At 46.7% G+C, this 390-nt stretch carries 1 pseudogene; it reads right to left on the bottom strand.

Features of this window, described 5'->3' with window-relative positions:
* Window positions 1-288, bottom strand: a pseudogene (locus NE473_RS30530) (ATP phosphoribosyltransferase regulatory subunit); the annotation flags it as partial.
* Window positions 289-390 lie beyond the last annotated feature (102 nt).

The raw sequence follows: 390 nt of genomic DNA, 5'->3' as shown, positions 1-390 counted from the left end.
CACGGTTAAGTCGTAGCGGAGGCCGCTGTCTGTTAAGTCGTTTTCCGTCTCCGCCGTATCGAGACGCAGCTTCTCCCCGCGCTTCATAATCTTGAAGATCAGCTTTTCGTTGTCGCCGCCCTGCTTGCTCGTCAGGTTTTCAATATGTTCCACACACGGGGTATCAATGGAAGTAAATCCAAATCCACGGTATGTCTCACGAATCTAGTTCATTACATAGTCCCGTACCGCCATCTCTGCGGGCAGGATATCTTTCATGCCGGTTACCGGCTTCTTTTTCAGTGCCATACGTCTCACTCCGTTATCTTTTTATTCTTTACTGGTCTGTAATCTGGAGCATTCGCGTAAATAATATGTCTTTCTCTATTTTACTGGTCTTTTCGAGTTTTG

Source organism: Hungatella sp. SL.1.14 (genome assembly GCF_024460495.1).
Taxonomy (GTDB): domain Bacteria; phylum Bacillota; class Clostridia; order Lachnospirales; family Lachnospiraceae; genus Hungatella; species Hungatella hathewayi.
Note: the sequence above shows the minus strand (reverse complement) of the source record. Positions and strands in the feature narration are given on the sequence as shown.